This is a genomic window from Streptomyces sp. NBC_00448 (assembly GCF_036014115.1).
GTDB lineage: Bacteria > Actinomycetota > Actinomycetes > Streptomycetales > Streptomycetaceae > Actinacidiphila.
Map to the genome: position 1 here is coordinate 3,100,223 of NZ_CP107913.1, position 24,953 is coordinate 3,125,175.

17 protein-coding genes are annotated in these 24,953 nt (G+C 74.7%); 12 read left to right on the forward strand and 5 right to left on the reverse strand.

Going from position 1 to position 24,953, the window contains the following annotated elements:
• Positions 1 to 100: 100 nt before the first annotated feature.
• The 7 genes from OG370_RS13105 (at position 101) to OG370_RS13135 (ending at position 15,260) form a co-directional block, all read left to right on the forward strand.
• A complete protein-coding gene (locus OG370_RS13105; protein ID WP_328463775.1) occupies positions 101 to 1,000 on the forward strand; it encodes a DUF4132 domain-containing protein in 900 nt (299 codons plus the stop codon).
• Positions 997 to 6,261, forward strand: a complete 5,265-nt coding sequence (locus OG370_RS13110) for a hypothetical protein (RefSeq protein ID WP_328463777.1) — start codon at positions 997 to 999, stop codon at positions 6,259 to 6,261. The genes OG370_RS13105 and OG370_RS13110 overlap by 4 nt, the downstream gene beginning before the upstream one ends.
• Complete coding sequence (locus tag OG370_RS13115; RefSeq protein WP_443060660.1) at positions 6,258 to 7,520, forward strand: AAA family ATPase; 1,263 nt, start codon at positions 6,258 to 6,260, stop codon at positions 7,518 to 7,520. Before OG370_RS13110 ends, OG370_RS13115 begins: the two co-directional genes overlap by 4 nt.
• Positions 7,507 to 11,331 (forward strand): DUF5682 family protein, encoded by a 3,825-nt coding sequence (locus OG370_RS13120; RefSeq protein ID WP_328463782.1) that lies wholly within the window; start codon positions 7,507 to 7,509, stop codon positions 11,329 to 11,331. Before OG370_RS13115 ends, OG370_RS13120 begins: the two co-directional genes overlap by 14 nt.
• Before the next feature lie 548 nt (positions 11,332 to 11,879).
• Positions 11,880 to 13,718, forward strand: coding sequence for a hypothetical protein (locus tag OG370_RS13125; RefSeq protein ID WP_328463784.1), 1,839 nt, complete (start codon positions 11,880 to 11,882; stop codon positions 13,716 to 13,718).
• Positions 13,719 to 13,867: 149 nt separating this feature from the next.
• Positions 13,868 to 14,695 carry a SanA/YdcF family protein gene (locus tag OG370_RS13130; RefSeq protein WP_443060864.1) on the forward strand — a complete coding sequence of 276 codons (828 nt, stop codon included), beginning with the start codon at positions 13,868 to 13,870 and terminating at the stop codon, positions 14,693 to 14,695.
• A gap of 82 nt (positions 14,696 to 14,777) precedes the next feature.
• Positions 14,778 to 15,260 (forward strand): OsmC family protein, encoded by a 483-nt coding sequence (locus OG370_RS13135; RefSeq protein WP_328463786.1) that lies wholly within the window; start codon positions 14,778 to 14,780, stop codon positions 15,258 to 15,260.
• Between the two features lie 149 nt (positions 15,261 to 15,409).
• On the opposite strand, the gene OG370_RS13140 is transcribed toward OG370_RS13135, so the two are convergent.
• Positions 15,410 to 16,837, reverse strand: coding sequence for an endo-1,4-beta-xylanase (locus tag OG370_RS13140; protein WP_328463788.1), 1,428 nt, complete (start codon positions 16,835 to 16,837; stop codon positions 15,410 to 15,412).
• 336 nt (positions 16,838 to 17,173) lie between these two features.
• Complete coding sequence (locus tag OG370_RS13145; protein WP_328463790.1) at positions 17,174 to 18,271, reverse strand: LacI family DNA-binding transcriptional regulator; 1,098 nt, start codon at positions 18,269 to 18,271, stop codon at positions 17,174 to 17,176.
• Positions 18,272 to 18,526: 255 nt separating this feature from the next.
• Here OG370_RS13145 and OG370_RS13150 point away from each other — a divergent pair, with 255 nt between their 5' ends.
• Positions 18,527 to 19,240, forward strand: a complete 714-nt coding sequence (locus tag OG370_RS13150) for a DUF4230 domain-containing protein (protein WP_328463792.1) — start codon at positions 18,527 to 18,529, stop codon at positions 19,238 to 19,240.
• Positions 19,241 to 19,330: 90 nt separating this feature from the next.
• Here OG370_RS13150 and OG370_RS13155 read toward each other — a convergent pair whose 3' ends face one another.
• The gene (locus OG370_RS13155) at positions 19,331 to 20,191 is read right to left on the reverse strand and encodes a nitroreductase/quinone reductase family protein (RefSeq protein ID WP_328463794.1); all 861 of its coding nucleotides are present in this window, start codon (positions 20,189 to 20,191) and stop codon (positions 19,331 to 19,333) included.
• Positions 20,192 to 20,285: 94 nt separating this feature from the next.
• On the opposite strand from OG370_RS13155, the gene OG370_RS41470 reads away from it, so the two are divergent.
• From OG370_RS41470 to OG370_RS13175, 4 genes are all read left to right on the forward strand, one after another.
• The gene (locus OG370_RS41470) at positions 20,286 to 20,972 is read left to right on the forward strand and encodes a MarR family winged helix-turn-helix transcriptional regulator (RefSeq protein ID WP_443060661.1); all 687 of its coding nucleotides are present in this window, start codon (positions 20,286 to 20,288) and stop codon (positions 20,970 to 20,972) included.
• An 82-nt stretch (positions 20,973 to 21,054) separates the two neighbouring features.
• A complete protein-coding gene (locus OG370_RS13165; RefSeq protein ID WP_328463796.1) occupies positions 21,055 to 21,384 on the forward strand; it encodes a hypothetical protein in 330 nt (109 codons plus the stop codon).
• A 31-nt stretch (positions 21,385 to 21,415) separates the two neighbouring features.
• Positions 21,416 to 22,369, forward strand: a complete 954-nt coding sequence (locus tag OG370_RS13170; RefSeq protein WP_328463798.1) for a hypothetical protein — start codon at positions 21,416 to 21,418, stop codon at positions 22,367 to 22,369.
• Entirely contained in the window at positions 22,366 to 22,884 is a 519-nt protein-coding gene (locus OG370_RS13175) for a hypothetical protein (RefSeq protein ID WP_328463800.1), read from the forward strand. The genes OG370_RS13170 and OG370_RS13175 overlap by 4 nt, the downstream gene beginning before the upstream one ends.
• A gap of 31 nt (positions 22,885 to 22,915) precedes the next feature.
• Here OG370_RS13175 and OG370_RS13180 read toward each other — a convergent pair whose 3' ends face one another.
• Together OG370_RS13180 and OG370_RS13185 are read right to left on the reverse strand one after the other, a co-directional pair.
• The gene (locus OG370_RS13180; protein WP_328463802.1) at positions 22,916 to 23,497 is read right to left on the reverse strand and encodes a MarR family winged helix-turn-helix transcriptional regulator; all 582 of its coding nucleotides are present in this window, start codon (positions 23,495 to 23,497) and stop codon (positions 22,916 to 22,918) included.
• Positions 23,494 to 24,915, reverse strand: a complete 1,422-nt coding sequence (locus OG370_RS13185; protein WP_328463804.1) for an MFS transporter — start codon at positions 24,913 to 24,915, stop codon at positions 23,494 to 23,496. The genes OG370_RS13180 and OG370_RS13185 overlap by 4 nt, the downstream gene beginning before the upstream one ends.
• Between the last annotated feature and the right edge of the window lie 38 nt (positions 24,916 to 24,953).

Genomic DNA, 24,953 nt, shown 5'->3' on the forward strand with positions numbered 1-24,953 from the left:
TGCCGGCACCGGAACCCGAACCGGAACCGGCCCGCGATTGTCGGTGCCCCCTTCTACTGTGATCCACCTCGCAAGCGAACGTGCTGGAGGGGACCGGGGAATGGGCTGGATCGAGGCGGCAGGCGGCTATGCCGTGACGCTGGACGGCGCGCGGGTGGTGTGCCGTAACGCCGCGGGGCGGGCGTTGAAGCAGGTGCCGGGCAAGTTGCGCACGGACCCCGAGGTGGTGCGGCTCCAGCAGCTCGCGGAGTGGCTGGAGCGCCACGAGCGGGAGTGCCTGGCGCAGGCCGACGCCTGGCTGGTGCGCTCGCTGCCGGTGCCGGCCGCCCTGATCGCCCGGGTCTGGCCCGACGCGGCCTGGCAGGCGGCGCTGCGGGACCTGGTGGTCGCGCCGCTCGCCGAGGACGGCGGCCCGGACCTGGCCCGGGCCGGCTTCCTGCGGGACGCCGGCCCCGAGCGCGGCCTCGGCGTGGTCGACCTCGACGGCGACTCGGTGCGGTTGACCGTACCCGCCGTGCTGATACCGCACCCGGTGCTGCTCACCGATCCCGCCGACCTGGACGAACTCCGCGAGTTCGCCGCCGAGTTGGAGGTACGGCAGAGCGTCGGCCAGCTCTTCCGCGAGGTGTGGCGGCGCGGACCGGGGACCGACGGCGCGGCGACGGCCCTGGACACGTACGCGGGCGGCCGGTTCGCCCAGTTGCGGCATGCCACCGCACGTGCCACGCAGCTCGGTTACCGGGTGCGCGGCGGCCACGCGGTCTGCCAGGTCATGGCGGCCGGGCGGCCGGTGGAGGCGGCGCTGTGGCTCGGCTCGGACTACCCCGAAGCGGAGGCCGTCACCGGAGAGTTGGAGTGGCGCGGCAGCGGGGGCGGCCGGCTGCGGCTGTCCGAGGTGGACCCGGTGGCGTGGTCGGAGGGGCACCGGATGGCGTCGGCGCTGTACGCGGGGCGGGTCGTGCCCGAGGAGACCGAAGAGGGCGTGGAGGGGAAGCGATGAACGACGGGGATCTGCTGGCCGCGGGGGCGGTGCTGCCGCTCGATCGGCAGGCGGGCAAGGAGGTTGGCACGGCGTCGGGTACGGCGCCGGCCGCACGCTCCAACACGGCTGCGGGGAAGGCCGGTTCGGCCACCGGCGGCGACCGACCGGGCGACGCGACGGACGTGCTGGTCGCCCGTGCTTACGCGCACCCCGTCCTGGACGGCCGTACGGTCGTGCGGCTCGTGCCGGAGGCGCTGGGCACGGCGGAGGACCTGTCGCTCGAATACCTGGGCTTCGCACCGGGGTTCGCGGCCGAGGCCCCTGAACCCGCGGACACGGCGGACACTTCGGTCCCGGTCGGCCGGGTGCTGCGGCAGTCCCTCGGCTTCCCGGCATGGGCCCTGGTGAACGACCCGGCCAACTCCAGCCACGCGCTCGCCGTGGTGAAGGAGATGGAGCGGCTGACCCGGCTCGCCGCCACCAAGCCCGGCCACGCGAAGGACGGCTTCTCCGAGATCGGCGAGCGGCTGGACCGCTCGGTGCCGCACTTCCTGCCCACGTACTACGAGGAGGTGGCGCGGATCTTCCTCGCCGCCGAGTCGACGACGTACGCGTCCATGTACTTCGGCAAGGCGCGCGACGCCGAGCGGCGGCACGCCCTGGCGATCGACGAGGAGCGGCTGCGCGAGGTCTTCCTGGAGTTCGCCGCGGCCGGGGCGCTCAGCGGGAAGACGCTGCGCGAGCAGGCCAGGGGACTGTCCGAACGCCTCTCACCCGAGGCCGCGTTCACCCAGTTCCGGCTGCTGTGCATGGAGCGGGCCGGCGCCGGGCTGCCGCCGCACGCCGGGCTGATGGAGGACCTGCGCCGGCTGGCCAGGGCCGCCGGACGGGACGCCCCCGCGGAGGAGGCCGCGCTCGTCGGCGAACTGCTCGGCACCAGCGCGATCGGCCGCGCCGCGCTGTCGTTCTGGAAGTCCGCCCGCGGCGCGCTGCTGACCGCCGCCCGAGACAGCCGCACCGCCCGGGTCCGGCTGCTGCGCCTGTTCCCCGCCGAGGCCGGCAACGCCTCCGAGGGCAGGGCCGCGATCGACACGCTGTGGCTCGAACTGCTGGAGGAATCCGGGGCGTTCACGCTGCTCGCCGAGGGCGACGCCGTCGGTGCCGGTGCTGACGCCGGTGCCGAATCCGTTGCCGGTGCCGCCGCCCCTGAACCCGCCGGCGACGCGCGCGAGGACGTACCCGGCGTCGCGTGGTGGTTCGGGCAGTGGGCGCGGTTCCGGCAGCGCGGCTACCGCCGGTCGGACGAACGGATGGTGGCGGAGCTGGAGTTGGTGGAACGGTTCGCGCCGCGGCTGGTCCGCGACGGCGAGCCGGTGCGGCTGACCGCCGAGCGCGGCCACCGCGACATCGCCCCCGACCTGCTGGACGCGTGTCTGGCCGCGGGCGTGCCGGTCGCCGACCCGCACAAGGGCGTCTCCATCGACCTGGCCCGCTGGCTGGCCGACGACAACCCCGGCCGCCGCGACCTGGCCGCGGTCGCCGCCGACCCGAGGTACGCACCGCTGCTGCGTACTTCCGTCGAACGGGTCGCCACCCGGAGCGACGGGCCGGAAGGCCTGCTGACGCTGGCCGAACACCCGGTGCTGGGCGCGGCTGTCGGCGGATGGCTCACCGACCGCGCCGACGACCTGGACCGGCCGCTCGGACTGCCCGGTCTCGACCGCCAGCTGACGCGCCTCGCCCCGTTCGGCGACCCCGGTGTGCTGGCCACCGCGCCCGGCGCCGTGGACCGGCTCACCGCGTTCGACGTGGCGCCCGTCCTGGCCCGCGCCCTGCGCGCGGGCGTCCTGGACGAGTTGGGCTGGCCCGCCCTCGACTCCTACGTCGCGGGGCGGATGCGCGGGGTCAAGGACGACCAGTGGTTCCAACTCGACGACGCCTGGCCCGCGTTGATCGTCATGTCCGGCACCCATGTGGCCGCAGTCGGGCCCGACGCGGTGCTGGACGAGCGCACCCTGACCCTGCCCGCGCCGAACCCGTACTCCTGGCTGCGGCCCACCGTGCGCCTGGTCGACGGCCAGTGGCTGATCGCGTCCGGCTACGGCGACGAGCGGCGCGCGGCCTGGTCCGGGCGGCCCGCCGACACCTTCCGCCCGGCCGGCCACCTGGACGCGCCGCACCGCGGCGCCGGCCCGGCGTCGCTCGCACTGGCCGGCGGTGGCCGCTGCTACGGCTCCCGGCCGGTGCTGCCCGGCGACACCTCCTTCGCCGAGCGCCGCCCGATCGCGTGCGACGGGATCTCGCACTGGGTGCTGCACGAGGGCCGCTGGCACGAGTACGACCCGGCGGCGGCCGTCCGCGGCCGCGCCTCCCTGCCGGCCTTCTTCGACAGCGCCCTCGCCGGCGACGGCGCCGGCACGCGGGTGGACGAGCCCGCGTCCCGCCTGCTTCCGCTCGCACCCGGCCTGGAGGCGACGCCGTTCGGCAGCAAGGACGGCCTGCTCGGCTGGTGGGTGCGCCACGACGAGGCGGCCGACACGTACACCGCGTGCTCGGTGGACGGCAGCCGCAGCCCGGTGACCTCCGGGGACGCCACTCCCCTGCCGCCGCTGCGGCTGCCGGGCGGCACCGCACTGCACCCGACCGTCCAGGGCAGCTGGTCCGAGACGGTCCACCTGTACGACGCGGACGGCATCGAACTGGGCGACGTGGAGACCGGCGGTCGTGGCAACCGCTACGCGGAGGGCACCGACCTGGTGCCGCCGCTGTCGTACTGGCACGCGCTGCGCCCCCGCGACGAGGCGGGCTCCGCGGTGCTGCGCGCGGTCACCGACGAGCAGGCCGCCGCGCTGCTCGCCGCGGTGCCGAACGCGAAGGCCGACGTGCCCGCCGCCGTACGCAAGGTGCTGCCGGGCATCACCGACCCGCTGCTGATCAAGGGTGTCGCCTCGATCGTCGGCACCGCCGCCGCGGCGGCCCGGCGGATCGCGATGCTCCACGAGCGCCGCAACCGCCGCCGTGCCGAGAAGCCGGCGGCCGAGGCCGCGCACGCCCATGACGCGGTCCTCCACGAGGCGCTGCGCGGGCTGATCGACACCGTCCGGGTCGGCGGCTACCCCTTCGGGAGCTCCGACCGGCACACCTTCGACACGTTGAGCACGCTCCGCACCCTCCACGCGATCGAAGCGGGCACCCAGCCGGCCCGCCCGGCTCTCCCGGGCCCCAAGGACGTCCGCTTCGGCAGCGCCGGCCGCTACCACGTCCGCCGCACCGTCGACTGGCTCACGCTCGCCGGTCCCGGTGTCATCGCGGCGGCGGCGCGCGCCGCGGCCCCGGGCACGCCGGCCGAACAGCGCACCGCCCTGGTGGAGTTCCTGCACACCGTGCTCGGACTCGACGCGGGTGCGGGTGCGGGTGTTGGTGCGGAGACGGGCGTGGGCGCGTCGGGCGGGGGCCTGCTCGCCGATCCGCGCGGCCGGCTGCGGCTGCTGAGCGTCAGCGGGAAGAAGGCCACGGAGCGGGTCGGGGAGGTGTGGCGCAGCGGCGAGCGGTCGCTGCTGGTCCTCTCCTTCCTGCAGGACGAGGGCGACGAGCGGCAGAGCTGGAAGGCCGTCGAGTTCGCGCCCGACGGGAAGTTCGGGCCGTGGGAGGGGTTCTCGCTCACCGAGGACCGGGTGTTGGGGTCCACCGCGGACCTCGCGCGCGCCGGCGCGGCCGGACCGGCCGGGCCGAACAGCCAGGACGGTCAGGCGGGTTCGGACGGTGCGGCCGAACCCGCCGCGGTGGCCACGGTGGCCGCAGCGGCCGCCCTGATCGCGCGGGTCGCCGAACGCGGCCCGGTGCCGTACCGCCCCGAGGCGGCCGAGCGGTTCTCCGAACGGACCGGCGTGGACGTGTCGTTGGCCGCCCTGCTGCTGCTCGGCCTGCCCGGGCTCGGCGGCTACGGGAAGTCGGGGCTGCCGCCCGCGGAGGTGCTGGACCTGGCCGGGCTGCGGCCGACCCGCGCGCTCACCGCGCGTGACGCGCTGCGCCGGCTGCCGACCGAGTACCGGACCCGCTTCCTCGCGGCGCTCGTGCCCGCCGACCCGGCCGCGGTGGACCGGCTGTGGCTCGACGGCTTCGACCCGGACGCGCTCGCCGACGCGTGGCTGTCCGTCCACGGCGACCGGCGCCCGGTGCCGATCGAGCTGGTCGAACGCGCCGAGCGGGAGGGCGACTTCGGCGCGTGGACCGAGATGGTGGTCAACTCCGAGGCCGCCACCGCCCTACACGGCCGCACCCGCCAGCGGCTCGACGAGAACCGCGTGCTGGCGCCCGACCGTCCCGAGGCGATGCTGTACGGGTCCACCCTGCGGCAGTACAGCGGCGCGCTGCGCTGGCTGGCGTACCGGCTGCCGTACGGCGACCCGTTGCGCCCGCCGCTGCGCGACACCCTGGCCGCGCTGCGCGCGCGGCTCGCCGACGAGGAACTGCTGCTGGACCTGAACGTCTCCTGGAGCGGCACCGGCAAGCCGGTCGCGGTGGCGTTGCGCGAGGCGTACGGCCTGCCGACGACCGGCGGCGAAGGACCGGACGGCCTGGTCCGGGTCGGACCGGCGATCGTCCTCGCGCCGCCGCTGCGCGGCAGGACCCACGAAGAGGTGTGGCTGCGGCCCGCGGCCGTGCTGCCCGGTGCCTCCGCCGAGGGCGGCCCCGACCACCCCGCGCTCGTGCTGCTGTCCGGCTTCGCCGGTATCGGCGGCCCGTACGTGCAGGCGCTGCGGGATGTGCTCGGCGAGGGGCTGGCGGCCGCGGTGGCCGCCGACGGGCCGGCGGGCGCCGCGCAGTATCCGGCGCACAGCGTGCCGGAGTTGACCGCGCGGGCCGCGCAGCGGCTCGGGCTGTCGCAGGACGCGGCCGCGCTGTACCTGATGCTGCTGGCGCTGCCCGACCCGACGGACCGCAACGTCACGGCCTGGACCGGATGGAAACCGGCCCGGGCGAAGCAGGCCAGGGCCGAACTGGCCGCGACCGAACTGGTGGTGGAGGCGAAACGGCCGCGGTCCGGCCGCTCCCTCTTCCTGCCCGGCGGCTGGCTCGACCTCGCGGCGCCGGCACTGCCGCTGGAGTCGTGGAAGCAGGAACTGCTCTCCGCAGGGCAGTTGGACCTCGCCGCGCAGCCGATACCGGATCTGCCGGTGCCCGAGCTGTTCCGGCGGGCATGGCAGCGGGTGCTGGACGGTGACCCGCCGGCCTTCGAGAAGTTCGCCCAGCGGCGGACCGGGCGGGGACGGCGATGAGCGAGCGCGGGACGAAGGGCGCCGGGACCGGTGGGTTCGACGGTGCGGGTGAAGGTGACAGCGAAGGTGACGGTGGCGTGGTGAGCGCTCAACCTGCCCGGCGGCAGATCGAGTTGGCCGAGGACCGGTACGCCGCGGAGCTGGCGTTCCTGGCCGGCTGGGACCGCGGACCGCGCCCGCCCGGCTGGCGGCTGACCCCGAGGGCGGTGGTCGTCTTCGTCTGCGGCTCGGGCGGCGAACCGCTGCGCGCCGCCGCTGGCAACGGAGTTGAGGGCGCCCAGGCGGGCGACGGGCCCCACGAGCTCGTGGTGGCACGGAAGTTCGTCGGCGACCGGGCGCTGGTGGAGCGGTGCGTGGTGACGCTCGCCGGGGAGCGGGGCCTGCTGCTGGTCGGCGAGCCCGGCACCGCCAAGTCGATGCTGTCGGAGCTGCTGGCCGCCGCTGTGTGCGGCACCAGCGGGCTGACCGTCCAGGGCACCGCGGGCACCACCGAGGACCAGGTCCGCTACGGCTGGAACTACGCGTCGCTGCTCGCCAACGGCCCCAGCCGCGCGGCCCTCGTGCCCTCCCCCGTGCTCACCGCGATGACGCGCGGCGCGGTGGCCCGGATCGAGGAGATCACCCGCTGCCTGCCGGAGGTGCAGGACGCGCTCGTGTCGATCCTGTCCGAACGGCGCATGGCCGTACCCGAGTTGGCCGACAGCGGCGACGGCACGGACGGCACGGTCCACGCGGTGCCCGGCTTCACGGTGATCGCCACCGCCAACCTCCGCGACCGCGGCGTCTCGGAGATGTCCGCGGCCCTCAAGCGCCGGTTCAACTTCGAGACCGTCGGCCCGATCGACGACCTCGACACCGAGACCGCGCTCGTCCGCGCCCAGGCCACGGCCGCGCTGGCCCGCGGCGGCGCCGGGTTCGCCGTCGACCAGGCGGTGCTGGAGGCACTGGTCACCGCCTTCCGCGACCTGCGCGGCGGCCAGAGCGCCGAGGGCTGGGAGGTGGAACGGCCGTCCACGGTGATGAGCACCGCGGAAGCGGTCCACGTCGCCACCTCGTTGGGCCTGGCCGCGGCCTATCTCCCCGACGGCCGGGACCCGTTGCGCACCCTGCCCGGGCACCTGCTCGGCACCGTACGCAAGGACGACCCGGCCGACCACGCCCGGCTGCTCGGCTACTGGGACGGTCCGGTACGGCGCCGCGCGGAGCAGGGCGCGCCGCTGTGGCGGACGCTGTGGGAGCTGCGCGATGCGCTCGGCTGAGGGGGCGGAGGGGGCCGCGAACGGGGCTGCGGCGGGGGTGGAACCCGAACCGGCCGGCAGAGCCGAACCGGCCGACCAGGTAGACGTGTTCGGCGGGTCCGGAGGGTCCGGCGGGTCCGGAGGGTCCGGAGGGTCCGGCCGCTTCGAACTCGACCGTGTCGAGGCGAAGTTGGGAGCGCTGGCGGGCTGCCGGGAGCCGTACCTGATCGGGGTACGCCACCACTCGCCCGCGCTGGCCGCCGCCGTACCGGAGCTGCTGGCCGCGGCGGCGCCCGACGTGCTGTTCGTGGAACTCCCCGCGGACTTCGGGACCTGGCTGCCGCACCTGGCCGACCCCGACGTGCTACCGCCGGTGGCGCTGGCCGGGCACGGGCCGCGCGGGCTGGTGTTCCTGCCGTTCGCGGAGTTCTCGCCGGAACTCGCCGCGCTGCGCTGGGCGCGGGCGGCCGGGGTGCCGGTGGTGGCGTTCGACCTGCCGGTCGGGGCGCCCGAAACAGACCGCCCGCGCCGCGGAGGGGGCGGCGCGGGCACCCTTCACCCACCCGCGCGACGCGGCCTCGCGGACGCGTTGCGGGAGCGTGCCGGAGGCCGCGCCGAGGACGACCTCTGGGACCGCCTGGTCGAGTCCGCGGCCCCGGGCGGCGCGCCCGAGTCGCTGCGCCGCGCCGCCCTCATGGTCGGCTGGGCGCTCCGCCGCGACGCCGCCACGGAGGACCGGCTCGACCCCCACGACCTGCGCCGCGAGGCCCACATGCGGCGCGTGATGGCCGAGCGCGGCGCCGTACGGCCGGTGGCTTTGGTGGGCGCGTTCCATGGCCCGGCCCTGCTGCCGGGCGCGGCACCGCACGCGCCGGACGCCGAGGCCGGCGCCGAACCGGGTGTGGCGACCAAACCGCCTGCGGCGACCGGCGATGTCACCACCTCGCTCGTCCCCTATACCTTCGCTCTGCTGGACGAACGGTCCGGCTACCCCGCCGGGGTCCGGGACCCGGAGTGGCAGCAGGGTGTCGTGGAGGCGGCCGGGGACACGGAGCGGCTGGACGCGTTGCTGGTGGCGACGGCGGTACGCGTCTGCGTCGCCGTACGCGCCGCGGGCCACCCGTGCGGGCCGCCGGATGCCCGCGAAGTGGTACGGCACGCACGCGACCTGGCGACCTTGCGGGGTCGTCCGGCCGCGGGGCGTGCGGAGTTGCTGGAGGCGGCGCAGACGGTCCTGGCGCAGGGCCAACTGCTCGGCCGGGGAAGGGTGGTGGCGCAGGCACTGGAGTCCGTGCTGGTCGGCACCCGGCACGGGCGGCTCGCGCCCGGCACCCCGCGTTCCGGGCTCGGCCCGGCCGTCGAGGCGCTCCTCGCCGAACTGCGGCTGCCCGCACCGGATGCGCCGGACCGGCGCGAGGTGCGGCTCGACCCGCACCGCTCACCGCTCGACCGCCGGCGCGAGTTGGCGCTGCGCCGGCTGGCGGTGTGCCGGGTGCCGTACGGCAAGGTCGTACCCGGCGGGGGCACGCCACTCGGAACGCCGGGTGCGTCCGGGCCGACCGGATCGCCGGGCGCCGCCGCGCCCGACGGCGACACCGGCGCGAGCGCGGGCATCGGCATCGGTGTCCGCTGGGCGGTCGGCTGGACCCCGGCGACCGCCGCCATGCTGGACGCCGTGGCCGCCCATGGCACCGACCTGGCGCAGGCCGCCGCCGGTCTGCTGCGGCAGCGGGCGCTGGCCGAGCGGCGGCGCGGCGGACCGACGGCGGCCGAAGTGCTGGCCGGTTTCGAGGAGTCGGCGCTGTGCGGGCTGCCGGACGCCGCGGCGGACCGGCTCGCCGAGACCGCCGACGTGCTGCCGGCCGCCGGGACGCTGCCCGAACTCCTTTCCGCGATGCGGCTGCTCGACAGGATCTCGGCCGGGCTGCTGCCCGGCCTGCCCGCGGACTGGGAGGCCGCGCGGGTCGCCGCCGCGCTCGCCGGACTCACCGCGGCGGGCGTTCGCGCGCTGGACGGGCTGGCGGGTTCCGACGACCCCGCCGACGCCCGCGCGCTGGCCGAACTCGCGACCCGCGGCGGCCCGCCGGGGCTACGGGTCCGCGACGCCCTGACCCGGCTGGCCGCCGACGGCACCCCTCTGATCAAGGGCGCCGCGGCCGCGACCCGGGTGCTGCTCGACGACCTCCCGCCTGCGGCTTTCGGTACGGCGCTGGCCGGTCGTACGTACGGCGCGACCGGTCCCGAACTCCGCGCCGACCTGGGCGCGTTCCTCGCGGGTGCGCTCACCGCGGCCGGGCCACTCCTCGAATCGGGCCCGCTGCTGGCCCCGGTCACCGAACTCGTCGCGGCACTGCCCGGCCGCGCCTTCCTCACCCGGCTGCCCGCCCTGCGACACGGCTTCGACGCCCTCTCCCCCGCCGCCCGCGCCCGCCTGCTCGCCACGGTCCGCGCCCACCCGTCCGCGCCGGCCGCGTCCCGGGGGGCCACCGCGTCCGACCCGCACACGCTCGCCCGCCACACGTCGGCGGACCTCGCCGGTCGCGAAGTGCTCGCGGCTCGCGGGTTGTTGACGCTCCTCACGACGGAGAGCGCCGAGCCGATGACGAACCCGGCCGGGCCGAAGCCTGCCACGGCGGACGCGGCCGAGGCACCCGCCTCCCCGCGGCCCGAGCCGCAGGAACCCGAACCCGCACCCGCACCCACACCCGACGGCATCACCTCCGACGTCCGATGGCAGTTGCTGCTCGGGCAGGTCGAGGACGGCGGCGGACGCGGCGGCCGGGCCGGGCGGATCGCCACCGCGCTCGACGAGTTGTACGGCTCAGGGCGCGGCGAGGGCGCGGCGAGCATGCCCGGCGCGGCGGGCAGCGGAGGCGGCCAGGGTCCGCCGTATCCGGATGTGCGCGCGTGGGGCGAGGAGTTGGCGGAACTGTTCGGCGCGGACGTGCGGGAGGAGGTGCTGTCGGCGGCGGCCTCGGCGGGCCGGCTGGACGCCGCGCTCGCCATCGACCCGCGGTCGGCGCGCCCCTCGGTGGACCTGCTGCGTACCGTGCTCTCCTACGCGGGCGGCCTGCCCGAGGGCCAACTCGCCCGGCTGCGGCCGCTCGTGGACCGTATCGTCGGCGAGCTGACCCGCGAACTCGCGGTCCGGATGCGGCCGGCGCTGGTCGGCCTGACCCACCCGCGGCCCACCCACCGCCCGGGCGGCCCGCTGGACCTGGCCCGTACGCTGCGCGCCAACCTCGCGACGGCCGAACGCGATCCGGTCACCGGCGCGGTCACCGTACGACCCGAACGGCCGGTCTTCCGCACCCGGGCCCGCGCTTCGGCGGACTGGCGGATCGTCCTGGTCGTCGACGTGTCCGGGTCGATGGAGTCCTCCACGGTCTGGGCCGCGCTCACCGCGGCCGTGCTCGCCGGGGTGCCCGCGCTCGCCACGCACTTCGTGGCCTTCTCCACGGAAGTCCTGGACCTCACCGACCAGGTGTCCGACCCGCTGTCACTTCTGCTCGAAGTACGGGTCGGCGGCGGCACCTCCATCGCCCGCGGACTGCGCCACGCCCGTACCCTCGTCACGGTGCCCTCCCGCACTCTCGTCGTACTGATCAGCGACTTCGAGGAGGGCGACGCGCTCGGACCGCTCCTGGCGGAGGTACGGGCCCTGGTCGACTCCGGCTGCCGCGTCCTCGGTTGTGCCTCGCTCGACGACTCGGGGCGGCCCCGCTATTCCACTGGCGTGGCCGGGCAGCTCGTCAGCGCGGGTATGCCCGTCGCTGCCCTCGGGCCCCTCCAACTGGCGTCCTGGATCGGCGAACAGGTCCGCCGCCCCTGAATCTCCCCGGCTCGCCGGGCCCTTGGGCGGTGCCCCCTTCCACGGACCGGGGGCGCGCAGCCGGGGGCCCGCAGGCCCAGCCCGGACAGCCGAGTCGCCGGACCACCCGCCGGTGGACGGCTTGTCGCGCAGTTCCCCGCGCCCCTCATTGGTGAACCTCTTCCACTGCACTGAGCCCCAACAGCGCAGCACCTACCACCCAAGCAGCGGGGCGGGGCCACCACGGAAGAACCCGCACATCCCCAGGAGCGCGAGGAACTGCGCGACCAACCACGACGCCGCCGCACCCACCACCCCACCACCACCACCGCGACGCGGCAGGGCCACCACGCGAATGCCCGCACAAACCCGGGGGCGCGGAGAACGGCGCGGGCAACCCACCACCGGCGAGTGGTCCGGGAGCCGACGGAACGGGGGCGCCCGGGCAGAGGGCCGGCGCGAAACCGTGGGCACGGGCGCCGTCAGACCCGTTGTCGGACCCCTGGGGCAGGATGAGATCGGGGCGTACGACGGGGCGCTGGTGACGGTGCGGGTGAAGGGGTGCGGGGATGGAGACGGGGACAGGGGCAGAGGAAGGACTGCCGCCGGTCGCGGCGGGTGCCGCTGCGCAGGCGCTGACGGATCTGCCCGCGCGGCTGCGCAAACGGCTCGACGGCGCGGTGGCGAAGGCGGCCGGGTGGCCGGTGACCCGGGTGGAGGGGGCCGCGCGGGTCGCGGTGGACCCGGACACCACGGTCGTGCTCGCTCTCACCGAACACGGCACCGTGGCGAGCGCGGCCGCCGTGACCTGCGACTGCCTGCTCGCCCCGGCGTGCCTGCACCGGGCGGCGGTGCTCGCGGCAGCGCCCCTGGTGGAGGAAGAGGAGGAGCCGCAAGCGCCGCCCGCCCAGGGAGCCGGGCGGAGGGAAGAGGGCGGGGCGGAGCCGTCGACGCGGCCGGACCCGTTGGGCCCCGCGGCGGAGCAGGCCGCGCAGGCGTTGTGGGCGGCCGGGGTCGCCGTCCTCCGCGAGGGCGCCGTCGCCTCCACGCTGCCGCGTACGAGGCTGCTGCACGCCGCGCAGGCCGCCCGGCTCGCCGGACTGCACCGGCCCTCCTCGGCCGCGGTCCGCGTCGCCCGCCGCCTCACCGAGGCCCGTAGCGCCGAACCGTCCTTCCGGCTCGCCGAGTTGGTGGACGACCTGGCCGAACTGCTCGACCTGACCCGCGTGATACGCGCCGCCGACCCGGCCGACCCCGCGGCCCGCGCCGCCGCGTACCGGGCCGCGGGCGAGGCGCGCCGGACGTACCGCCCGAGCGGATCGCTGCGGCTGTACGGCCTGTTCACCGAACCGGTGGCGACCGCGTCGGGTTACGCGGGCGCGCGGACGTACGCCCTCGACCCGGGTGGCGGGCTGCGCACCCTCGCCGTCATCGCCCCTGGGCCGCCCGAGCGGGCCCGGTCGGCCGCGAGCGCCCCGCTGCCCGGCGGCGCCGCCCTCACCCTGCGCGAACTCGGCCGTGGCGCGGGCCTGATCGCCACCGGCGCGACCCTCACCGAGGACGGCCGGATCGGCGGCGGCGCGGGGCTGCGTACGGTCACGGCGTCCGGCGCGGACTGGTCCGCCGACCCGCTCGACGCGCTGTGGCGCCGGCCGCCCGCGGAACAGGTCGCGGCGGCACTCGCGCACCAGGGCACCGACGCCGACCGCAGACCCGCCGGCGCCGACCTGCTCTTCCTCGAAGGGACCGTGGTCGGCCGGGGCGGGCGCGCCGCGCTCGTGCCGGACGGCGGTCCGCCGGTGCTGCTCCACGCCCCCGACGAGCGACCGGAGTTGGCGTACGCCGGCAACCTGCGACGGCTCGCCGAACGCCCGGGCGGACGGCTCCGGCTGATCGGCCGGCTGGCCCCCGACCGGCCGTCGGGAGTGGCCGCGCTGGCGCTGACGACCGACGGCGGTGCGCGCTACGACCTGGGGCTCGACCGCCTTCCGCCCGGCGCCCCCGCTCCCGTTTCCGCGCCAGGTTCCGCGCCCGGCCGCGCGGACGGGTCGGCCGGCGCCGCGCACCTGCCCGCGATACCACCGCTCGCTCCCCCACCGGTGGAGTGGGAGCTGCTGAGCCGGGCAGTGGCCCGCACCGTGGCGGGCGGCCGTGCGCTGGCCGCCGCCGCGGTCGACCCCGAACTGCCGGGCCGGCTGGTGGCCGCGGGGCTGCCGACGGCCGCCGCGTGCGCGCGCTCCCTCGCGGCCGCGACCCGGGCCCGCCGTCCGGACCCGCTGGGCGCGATGCTGCCCGCCGACCCGGACGCCTTCGCCACCGCCTGGCTGGCCGCGGCGCTGTACACGGGGGCCGCGGCACGCGAGTTCACCGCAACCGCGTGGGCCGGGAACACGTCAATCAGCGCGTAGGGGGAGATCTTGCGTGACTGACGGGCGCGGCAGCGCGCCCCACGAGCGAGGGGGCACCGATGCGTGACCGGACCAGACGACTGCGCGCCCGGGCGGCCGGCATCATCCGGACCGCCCGGACCGCTCGGATCGGCCCGCTCCGCCCGCGTATGTCGCAGGCACCGACCGCGTCGCGTACGTCGCAGGCACCGGACGACCCGGGCACCTCGGCGGACCTGCGGACCACGCAGTCGCCGGCCCCGGCCGGCACCCGCCCGGCGCGCCGCTTCCGCCCGCGCCTCCCACACCTCCCGCGCACCCGCCACGCCCAACGCCGGCTGCTGCGCTGGGCGGTGGCGCTGTGCGTGCTCGCGCTGCTGCCGCCGACCTGGCTGCGGCTCACCCAGGACAGCCGGGTGCGCTCCGAGCAGGACGTGCCGAGCGAGCCCGTGGCCGTGGTCTTCGGCGCGGGGCTGGTCCACGGCACCCCGTCGGCGTACCTCGCGCACCGTCTCGACGCGGCGATCCGGCTGTACGCGGCCGGCAAGGTCCAGGTGATCCTCGCCACCGGCGACAACAGCCGTACGTCGTACAACGAACCGGGCGCGATGCGTACCTACCTGGTCGCGCACGGTGTGCCCAGCTCCCAAGTGGTGCTGGACTACGCCGGGTTCGACACCTGGGATTCCTGCGACCGGGCCAAGCGGATCTTCGGCGTGGACCGCGCGGTGCTGGTCAGCCAGAGCTTCCACATCGACCGGGCGCTCGCGCTGTGCAAGGCCGCGGGGATCGACGCGTACGGCGTCGGCGTCGACGAGAAGCACGACGCCACGTGGTACGCCAGCGGGACCCGGGAACTGCTGGCCGCGGACAAGGCCGCGCTCGACATCGCGATCAAGCCGAACCCGAAGTTCCTCGGGCGGCAGGAGCCCGGGGTGGCCCGCGCGCTGGCCGCCCCGCCGGGACCGTACATATCCGCCCTACCCGCCGACCGGTGAGCCCTGCGCGGTGGTAGGGAGCCCACCGATAAAATGACCGTTACGGCCCCTGGTGGCCGCCACCGACCCGAGGGAGCACGCCATGCCGTCCGCCCGGCAGCACACCTACCGGACCGAACTCGTCTGGACCGGCAACCTCGGCACGGGCACGGACTCGTACCGGTCCTACCGGCGCACCCACGAGGTCACCGCGCCCGGCACACCCGTGATCGCCGGGTCCGCCGATCCGCACTTCCGTGGCGACGCCGACCGCTGGAACCCCGAGCAGATGCTGCTCGCGGCGCTCTCCCAGTGCCACCTGCTCGCGTATCTCCATGTCTGCGCGGTCAACGGCGTCGTGGTCACCGCCTACACCGACCGCGCGGACGGCACCATGGCCGAAACGTCCGACGGCGGCGGGCACTTCACCGAGGCCGTACTCCGCCCCGAGGTCGAGGTCGCCGATCCCGCCATGACGGAGAAGGCCCTCGCACTCCACGAGCGCGCACACGAACTCTGCTTCATCGCAAGCTCGGTGAACTTCCCGGTCCGACACGAGGCGACAGTGACCGTCAGCGGAAAGTAGCCGCCGCCCCCTCCCCACCACACCCGTCACCGCTCCCACCCCGCCGGCACGTGGATTGGTCGCGCGGTTCCCCGCGGCCCTTGCGGGGCATCGTCCTTCCGCGGAAGAGACCGAGCCGAGGGCAAGGGCGCGGGGAACTGCGGGTCAGCTCAACTGATGGTGCATGCGGTGCCGTTGAGGGTGGCGGCGGTGGGTTTCGGGTCGGTGCCGGACCAGTCGGCGTTGAAGCCGAAGGTGGCGTTGCCGCCGGCCGCGATGGTCCCGTTGTAGGAGAGGTTCGTGGCGCTCACGGTGCTGCCGCTCTGGGTGACCGTGGCGTTCCACGCTTGGGTGACGGTTCTGCTGCCGCCGGGGTACGTCAGCGCGACCGTCCAGCCGTTGACCGCCGACGCGCTGGTCACGGTGACGTTCGCGGTCAGACCCGTGCTCCACTCGTTGGTGGTGTGGGCGACCGTGCAGGCCCCGCCGCCCGGGGGCGTGGTCGGCGGCGTCGTGGGGGGCGTCGTCGGCGGGGTGGTCGTGCCGCTGCCGCCCAGCGCGGTCTGGATCGCGTAATAGGCCGGCTTGGGCTGGTAGTTCTCGTCGTACGGGGTGGCCGCGCCCTGCCCGGGGAAGGTGCTCGGCACCCATGAGGTGGCGTCGTTGAATCCCCACACCGTGATGCCCTGGCAGCGCGAGACGCCGAGGCAGTCGTCCACCACCTTGGTGTAGTCGCCCGCCTGCTGCTGGAGATCGGCCGCGCTGGCCGGGGTGTTCATCCGCACATCGAGTTCGGTGACCGCCACGTCCACGCCGAGGTCGGCGAAGCGCTGCAGGTTCGCCTCGAAGTCCGAGGGGACCTGGCCGAGGATGAAGTGCGCCTGGAAGCCGACGCCGTCGATCGGCACGCCTTGCTGCTTCAGCGACTTGACCAGGTCGTACATCGCGTTGCTCTTGGCGTTCTCGCCCTCGATGTTGTAGTCGTTGATGTAGAGCTTGGCGGCCGGATCGGCGGCGTGCGCGGCCGTGAGGGCGTCGGCGATGTAGGACTGGCCGATCTGGTTGTACCAGATGTCCGAGCGGTAGCTGCCGTCCTCGTTGAACGGCTCGTTGACCACGTCCCAGTGGACGACCTTGCCCTTGTAGTGCGTGACCTCGTCGGTGACGTGCTTGATCATCAGGTCGTGCACCTGCGCGTTGGTGAAGCTGCCGGACGTCAGCCAGTTCGGCAACTGGCTGTGCCAGACCAGGTTGTGGCCGCGCACCTCCATGTCGTGCTGCTGCGCGAAGCTCACGATCTGGTCGCCGGGCCCCCAGTTGTACGTGCCCTGGGTCGGCTCGACGGTGTCCCACTTCATCTCGTTGCCGGGAGTCACCTCGTCGAACTGCGTGCTCGCGATGGACGCCGACGTGCCGGACAGTTCGTTGGCCATCAGGGCGGTGCCCATGTAGATGCCCTTGGCCTCGGCGAGCGTGCGCAGCGGGGTGTCCGCGGCATGGGCGGACGGCATCGCGGTGGCGACCAGCGCGGCCGTCACGGCGATCATGGCGACGCCGGACCCGCCCACGGCGGATCTCAGGGTGCGCTTCGAGAACATCGGGGGGTACCTCTCTCCAAGTGGGGTTGGACAGGGTTGCTGCGTCCCCGGGAGCCGCCGCGGCCACGCCGTACGACTCCCCACGGTTCGAAAGTTTCGGGGACTGTTCCGATCTGTGCGCAGACCTTACGACCGCCCCCGTCGAGCGTCAACACTCGCGACGGTCATCGCAGGTGGGAGTAGCGGGAGCGCTCCCATACGCGGGCTGACGGACCGCCCGTCACCGCGCGGCGTACGCCCGCACCCGGCCCAACGGCGGCCGGGGTGCGGGCCCGCCCCCGAGCCCCGCCCCCGAGCCGCGCCGCGCCGGCGTCGGCTCCCCCGCCGACTCCCCGCCTACTCCCCGGCCTGCTCCCCCGCCGGACCCCGCCCCTCACCATCGGCGCGCGGCGGCGCACTGCTCGCCCGCTCGACCAGCCGCGTCGCCAGGTCCACCCGCAGGGTGCTCGGCTGCTTGCCCCGGCTCAGGTCCAGCACCAGCCGGGCGGCGGCCTCGGCCATCTCCGTCAGCGGCTGGCGGACCGTGGTCAGCGGCGGGCTGATCCAGCGGGCCAGCGGCAGGTCGTCGAAACCGACCACGCTCAGGTCCTGCGGAATGCGCAGGCCCAGCTCGCGCGCGGCCTCGTAGAGCCCGAGGGCCTGGAGGTCGTTGCCGGTGAAGACGGCGGTGGGGCGGTCGGGGCGGCGCAGCAGCTCAAGCCCCACGGTGTAGCCGGCCTCGTGGTGGAAGTCGCCGGACCGCACCAGGTCCGGGTCGTAGTCGACGCCGGCGGTCTCCAGGGCGGCGCGGTAGCCGTCGATCCTGGCCCGGTTGCACATCATGCCGCTGGGGCCGCCGATCACGCCGATCCGGCGGTGGCCCAGCTCCAGCAGGTGGCGGGTGGCGGCGAGGCCGCCCTGCCAGTTGGTGGCGCCGATCGCGGGCACGTCCTCGCCCGGGTCGCCGGCCGGGTCCAGCACCACGAACGGGATGTCGCGGCTGGTGAGCTGGGCGCGCTGCGCCGGGTCCAGGCCGGACAGCACCAGGATCACCCCGGTCGGGCGACGGGCCAGCACACCGTCCACCCAGGTCTGGCCGGGGCTGAGCCGCCCGGCGGACTCCGACAGCACCACGTTGAGGCTCTCCTGGCGGGCCACGTTCTCCACCCCGCGGATCACCTCCATCGCCCAGGAGCTCTCCAGCTCGTGGAAGACCAGGTCGATCAGCGGGGCCGGCTGCACGCTGCCGCGCCGCCGCTGGTAGCCGTGCCGGCGCAGCAGCTCCTCGACCCGGCTGCGGGTGGCCGGCGCGACGTCACCCCGCCCGTTGAGAACCTTCGAAACAGTCGGAGCCGACACGCCCGCGGCCCGCGCGATCTCGGCAAGCGTCGCGGTGCCGTCACCGGGGGTCTCCGGCTGGTCGTCACGGGGCGGTTGCACGCTGGTGGCACTCATATCAGCGATCGTAGCCCGCCCGGGGGCGGAGGGCAGCGCCCCGCCCACCCCGCACTTCAGCCCATCAGGGACCGTAAGCTTCGAATCCACCCGCGAAACATTCGCCGATCGAGTCCGCTCATCCGCGACCGGGGCTCCCCCTCTCGCCGCTTCTCGACGATCAAGTCACCTCCCCCCCAAGGGCGTTGGCCACGGAACGCAGCCATGCCGGCACGTTCCGGGGGTAGCCGAGCCGGTGACGAGAGGAGGTGTGTCATGGAGACGCAGCAGGTCGAGGTGGTGCGCACCACACCGTGGTGGGCACGGATCGTGATCGGCGTGGTCGTGCTGGGACTGCTGTTCTTCCTGCTCGGGAGGGCGAATCTGCTGCCCGGAATCCCGAACCCGTTCGAGGAGAAGACCACCGACCGCAGCGGTCCGGTGCTGCTCAAGTCGATCCAGGACATGAACCGCTTCGAGGGCGCCAGCGGCAACTTCCAGGTCGTGGTGGACCTCGACAAGGACGCCAAGTTCCTGCCCGACGCCGTCCGCGGCAAGCGCACCCTGTACGTGGGGGCCGGCAGCGTGGACGCCTACGTCGACCTCGGAAAGGTCGGCACCGGCGCGGTGCAGGTCTCCGACAACCGCAGGACCGCGGCGATCCGGCTGCCGCACGCCGGTCTGGAGCGCGCCTCGCTCGACCCCAAGCACTCCTACGTGGTGTCGCAGCAGCGCGGCCTCTTCGACCGGATCGGCGACTTCTTCAGCGGCAACCCCGGCAACATGCAGCAGCTCAACGAGCTGGCCGCGTCGAAGATCCAGACCGCCGCCAAGCAGAGCGAGTTGGCGCAGCGCGCCGAGACCAACACCCGAAGCATGCTGACGCGGATGCTGACGTCGCTGGGGTTCACCAAGGTGAGCGTGGTCTTCGGTACGGCGCCGGCGACGCCCAGCCCTTCCGCCTCGCCGTCCCACTCGCCGACGAGCTGAGGCGTCGGGCACGTCCACCGGGTCCGGAGGTCCTGAACCGGCAGGTCGCGAACCGGCAAGTGGCGAACCGGCGGGCCCGTCCGGCTCGCCTCATCCCGAGCCGGCGCCGAACCCCCGGGCGCCCTCCTCGCCCAGCAGGGCGGGCAGCAAGTGCCGCTCCTCGTAGGCGAAGTGCGCCTCCGCGCCGGCGGCGAGGGCGTCGAGCCGGGCCCGTACGGCCGCGGGTCCGGCACCCTCCCGCACCATCGCGCGCAACTCGGCGAGCTCCTGGGCCACTTCGCGGTGCTCGGCCCGCAACCGGGCCAGCACCGGAGCGAGATGGGGGAAGGCGGTGTCGAAGGCGGGCAGCACCCCCTCTTCGGTGCCGTGGTGCGCGCCCAGCGCGTCGCAGAACGCCAGGCAGTGCACGGCGAGTTCGGCGGTGGCCGGCTCGCCGTACCGCAGAGCGGCGAGTTGGCCGCGCAACTCGGTGTGCACGGTGAGGAGCTGGTAGGCGATGGCGCGGTTGCGGTCGGCGTCGGGCGCCGTGAGGTCCAGGGGGTGCAGCGCCACCACGGGGATGGTCCGCGCGGTCCGGGTCTCGTACTCCCCGTAGGCGGGCACCGCGGCGACCTGCCGGGCCCAGGCGCGGTCACGTTCCACCCCGGCCAGCGGACGCGCGCGGACCGCCAGGGCGCGCACGCCGTCGGCGCCGTCGCCGATCTCGACCTGTGCCTGGGGGTGGGCGAGCAGGTTGTGGTACCAGCCGGGGTGCCGGTCGGCGCCCGCGTTCGAGGCGAACACGTGGAGGGCGTCGCCGTCCCTGGCGTAGCCGATCGGGTGGGTGCGGCGCAGGCCGCTGCGCGCGCCCAGGGTGGTGAGCAGCAGCAGGTCGGCGCCGGCGAACATGCCGCCGACCCGGCCGCCGTTCGCCCGGAACTCCGTGATGACCTGCTCGGTCCAGTCGGCCATGGGGATGCCTCTCTCCGATACGCTCGGACCACGGGAATACTTCGCTTTGCAAGCAAAGCATCTTTGAGAACAAAGCTATGAGAGGCGGGCTGCCATGTCAATCACGGGTGACGGCCGCGCGGATGCGGGCAGGGCGGGCGCGGGCACGACGGGCGCGAGCGGCGCAGCGCCGCGCGCGGACAGTGCAGCGCAGGCGGGCGCGGGGGACGCGGGCGCGCCAGACACCGACAGGGCAGGCACCGGCACGGGAAGCGCCGGCACGGCAGACGAGGGCCCGGCAGACGATGGCCCGGTCGGTCCGGACGGGCCGGGCAGTGACACCGCGGACGCGGGCGCCGACGGCCTCTCCGTCGACGACGGCATCCGCACCCTCCTGCGCCTGATGCCCCGCATGGTCGGCCGGGCCAAGCGGATCAAGCTCCCGGAGGAGCTGAGCGGTTACTCCCTCGCGCCCCGCCACCTCTCGCTCTTCTCCTACCTGCTCTTCGACGGCCCGTTGTCGGTGAACGACCTCGCCACCCGGTTGGAGGTCGCCCCCGCGACGGTGAGCCTCATGGTCAGCGACCTCGCCAAGCAGGGCGTCCTGCGGCGCGACGCCGACCCCGGCGACCGCCGCCGCGCCATCGTGTCGATCGACCCCGCCCACCACCCCGCCATCAGCAACTGGCTGGCCCGCGGCGCCACCGCCTGGCGACAGGCGCTCGCCCCGCTCACCCCCGCCGAACGCCGCATGTTCGTCACCACGTTGCAGACCTACGAGTCCGCGCTCGCCGACGACTGACCACGCGTCAGGCGGCCTTGAAGCCCTGCCGCGGAGCCGTACACTCGGGTCGGCAGCGCAGACCAGTCCCGGGGGGGACCGCATGGGTGAGCAGGCCGCGCAGGACGAGACGCCCGCGCAGAAGAAGGAACGGGCGGGGCAGTTACGTGCCTGCGCCGCACGAGCCCGCAAGATCGCGGCGGCGCTCGGGCCGTACCTGGACGCGACCGTGAAACAGGCGACTGCGAGCCCCCCGATCTGGACCGGTCCGTACGCCACCACGACGACGCAGATGCTCACCGGCCATCAGAGCACGCTCGGCACGATGGCCCACGACCTGCTCGCGGACGTGGCCCGCTGGGAGGCCGAGGCGCACCGCCTGGAGGACGAGGCCACCAAGGCCGGGGCCAAGCAGACCGCCGGCGGCCACTGATGGGCGCCGCCCGGCCGAACGGCCTTGTCTGATGGGCGACTTCCACGGTTTCGACACCGCGAAGATCCGCACCCTGGCCGCCGGCATGAAGAAGGCCGGCCCCGGCGCCCGCACCCTGCACGGCGAACTCGCCGGCGTGCTCCGCGAGGCGCAGATGCTCCTCAAGGGCGCCCAGCCGGCCAGCAAGAGCCCCGTCCTCGAAGCGCTCATCCCGCAGGCGCTCCCGATGTTCTACATGGGCCTGCCTGCCTCGCTCCACGCCCAACTCGACGCCACCGCTCCCTCGATGACGCGCCGATGCGCCCAACTCGACAGCGTGCACCACCTGGCCGAGCAGGGCTACAGCGTCGATCCCGGCCTGGACTTCGACGACGAGCCGGCGCCCGACCAGAAGCACATCGACGACGCGCTGAAGTACTTCGACGACCACATCGACGACTCCGGCGGCTTTGACCAGGCCATGAGGATGAGTCGCACCCGGTGGTTCACGGCCGGAGCCGCAGGGCTCGTCGCCATCGGCGCCCTCGCCGCCGTATTGGTGCACCAGGCCGACAGCCGCAGCGCGAAGGACGCGCAGCCGCCCTCACTCGGGCCGCACCCGGCAGACGTACAGCGGATCGTGGTCGTGCCGGACGGCAACCCGTTCGGCCACACCGGCGGCATACAGCTCCCCGGCGGCCGCAGCGTTGCGTTCAGCGTGGTCACCAGCGACCTCATCGAACCCGTGCCCGGGCCGCACGAGGCCGAACTGGCCCTGGAGCCGGACGACGTCCACGCCGACTGGCACCTGGTCAAAGCCGGGGACGTCATCACCGAATACGGCATCCGCGTCAAGGTGCTCAAGATCTGGCGCATGCCCAACCCCGACCACGACGCCATGGACCTCCAAGCCGACCGGCTGCCCACCCCGCCACCGACCCCCATCATCCCCATCCCCAGCACCCCCGCGACCGCGTCCCGCCCGCCGGACAAGGAGAGCAAGTGACGCTCCGCACGAGGCGGTTCACGGCCGGAGCCGTGGGGCTCGTCGCCATCGGCGCCCTCGCCGCCGTGCTGGTGCACCAGTTGCGCGGTCACAACCCGCAGGACGCGAAACCGCCACCGCTCGGGCGGCATCCGGCAGACGTGCAGCGGCTCGTGGCCGTGCCGGAGAACATCGGAATCCTCAGCACGGGCGGCATCTCCCTCCCCCACGGCCGCGGCGTGGATTTCGGTATCTCCACCAACGGGTCCGTCAAACCGCTGCCCGGCCCCCACGAAGCCGAACTCGGCCTGTATCGGGACGAGTTCCACGCCGACTGGCACCTGGTCAAAGCCGGGGACGTGATCACCGGGTACGGAGTCCGCGTCAAGGTGCTCAAGATCTGGCGCATGCCCAACCCCGACCACGACGCCATGGACATCCAGGCCGACCCACTGCCGGCACCGCCGCCGGCCCCCGTCACCCCCATCATCCCCATCCCCAGCACCCCCGCGACCGCGTCCCGCCCGCCGGACTGAGAGTCCCGCGGGCCCGGGAGCGCGGGTGCGGCTACTCCCCCGGTTCCACTCCGCCGTCGCCGCGGGTGGCCGCGAGGGCTCGGGCGCCCGCGGCGACGAGTTCGGCGACGATCCGGTCGAGGGCGGCGAGGTCGTCCGCGGGCAGGGCGGCCAGCGCGGGTGGGGCGTTGCCGAGGATCGCGTTGGCGCGGGCGGCGGCGGCCCGTCCCTTCTCGGTCGCGGACACGATCTTGGCGCGGCGGTCGGTGGGGTGCTGGTGCCGCTCGACCAGGCCGCGCTCCTCCAAGTCGTCGACCACCAGGGTGAGATAGGGGCGGTCGGAGGCGAGTTCGGTGGCGAGGTCGCTCATCCGGTACGACCGCGCGGCGATCCGGCGCAGCGCCTTGACCCGGAAGAAGCTCATGCCGAGCGCCTCGGCCGTCTCCTTGCGGCGCTCGTTCTGCTCCAGAACGAGGGCCCGCAGGTTGTTCCAGACCCGCTCGGCCGCGTCCGCGGCCTCGGCCGACATCTCGGCCGTGGCAATGCCCGCGGCCTCACCCGAGCCCGCCCCCGGACCCGCGCTCGTACCCGCGCCCGAACCCCCACCCGCGTCGTCCACATTCACCGTCGTCATGACGTACTCACCGCCACCTTGTCCTTCTCCGACTCGGGCGCCATCAGCTCCGACGCCGTACGCTCCGCCGTGCCGCGCGCCCAGCGGCCGGTGGTGAGGATACCCAGCAGCAGCACGGCGGCCCCGCATCCGGTGATGATCCACCATGCTCCCGCGTGCAGGCCCGCGGCGAGTGCCGCGCCCAGGACCGCGACGCCGAGCGCCTGGCCGACCTGGCGGCTGGTGGACGCGACCGCGGCGGCCACCCCGGACTGGGCGCGGGGCATGCCGGACACCGCGGTGTTGGTGATCGGCGCGTTGATCAGGCCGAAGCCGATGCCGAACAGGACGTACGCGGTGAACAGTTTGACGTTGTTCGTCTCGGCGTCGAACCCGGCGAAGAGCACGCCGCTGGCGGTCATCGTGATCCCGGCGAGCACCAGCGGGAGCCGCGGCCCGCGGGCACCGACCAGCCGTCCGGACAGCGGTGCGAAGACCAGGCACATCACGGCCATCGGCACCATGTAGAGGCCGGCGTCGAGCGCGGACAGGCCCCGGGTGTTCTGCAGGTAGAGGGTGTTGAGGAAGAGGAACCCGCCGAGCGCCGCGAAGCCGCAGACCGCGATGACGGTGGCGCCGCTGAACGGGACGCTGCGGAAGAAGCGCACGTCGATCAGCGGGTCGATCCGGCGCCGTTCGTACCGGGCCAGCGCGGCGACCGCGGCCGCGGCGACCACGAAGCAGCCGACGATCAGCGGGGAGCCCCAGCCCGCGCCGGTGCCCTCGATGATCCCGTAGGTGAGGCTGCCGAGCAGCGCGATCACCAGCACCTGGCCGACCGGGTCGATCCGGCGGGGGCGCGGCGCGCGCGACTCCGGCACGAACCGTGCGGTCAGCGCCAGCGCGGCCACGCCGACCGGCAGGTTGATCCAGAAGATCGAGCGCCAGCCGACCGACTCCACCAGCGCACCGCCGATGATCGGCCCGGCCGCCATGCTGATGCCTACCACGCCGCCCCACACGCCGATCGCCTTGGCACGCTCCTTGGCGTCGTCGAAGGTGTTGGTGATGATCGACATCGCCACGGGGTTGAGCATCGAACCGCCGACCGCCTGGAGCATGCGGAAGGCGATCAGCCAGCCCAGGCCGGGGGCGAGACTGCACAGCGCCGACCCGAGGGTGAACACCACCAGCCCGATCTGGAAGACCCGTTTGCGCCCGATCCGGTCGGCGGTGGAGCCGGACAGCAGCAGCAGCGACGCGATCACCACCAGGTACGCGTCGATCGTCCACTGCAGGCCGGAGAGCGAGGCGTGGAAGTCGCGCTGCATCGACGGCAGCGCGACGTTCAGAATCGTGTTGTCCAGGCTGACGATCAGCAGGCTCATGCAGCAGATCGCCAGGATCAGCATCCGGCGCCGATAGGTCGTCTCGGGCATACCGTCGCGTCCCCACCCTCTCATCCCTTGTACAAACA